This window comes from Streptomyces sp. AC627_RSS907 (assembly GCF_019049165.1).
On sequence record NZ_JAGMUE010001065.1, the window covers coordinates 1 to 798 of the forward strand.

Below are 798 nucleotides of genomic sequence, written 5' to 3' on the forward strand. Positions count from 1 at the left end.
CGCGTGTGGGGTTCGCCGCTGGCCAGCGCCGCGGCGAGGCCGGCGGCCGGCAGCGGGGCGAGGGTGGCGGGGTCGCCGTCGAGGGACGGGGCGGCGGCGTCGGCCGCGACCGGCTGGGCCGTGCCCTCGGTGTCGGGCTTCTCGGCCACCTCGACGAGCAGCAGGCGGCCCGGGTTCTCCGACTGCGCGGAGCGGACCAGGCCGGCCGCCGCGGCGTGCGCGAGCAGGCCGTGCCGGGTGACGACGGCCAGCGTGGCGTCGGCGAACCGGTCGTCGGCCAGCCAGGCGCGGACCAGGTCGAGGGTGCCGGTCACGGCGGCCCGTGCGTCCTCGGTGAGCGGCACCGGCGCGACCACCACGTCGGGCAGGTCGGCGGGCAGCTCGGCGAGGCTCGGCGCGTCCTGGCCGAGGATCGCGACCCGGCCCGGTTCGCGCGCTTCGCTCGCCGGCGCCGGCACCCAGTCCACGCGGAACAGGGCGTCGCGCACCTCGGCGTGCGCCTCGCGCAGCGCGCCCGCCGAGACGGGGCGCAGCACGAGCGAGTCGACGGTGGCCACCGGGGCGCCGGTGGCGTCCGCGACGGTCACGCTCACCGCGTCGGCCCCGGACGGCGTGAGCCGTACCCGCACCGTCGCGGCACCCGCCGCGTACAGCTCGACGCCGCTCCACGCGAACGGCAGCACCGACTGGCCGCTGGTGCGCAGCAGTCCGCCCAGGCCGATCGGGTGCAGCGCGGCGTCCAGGACGGCCGGGTGCAGCCCGAAGCCGGCCGCCTCGTCCGCCGCGTCGAGCGCGACC

Annotated in this window: 1 protein-coding gene; it reads right to left on the minus strand. The window is 79.7% G+C overall.

Annotation, left to right across the window (positions count from 1 at the left end; all coding sequences use genetic code 11):
* Window positions 1-798: polyketide synthase dehydratase domain-containing protein (locus tag KUM32_RS40275; protein WP_217146656.1), on the minus strand; the 798-nt coding region annotated here is incomplete at both ends.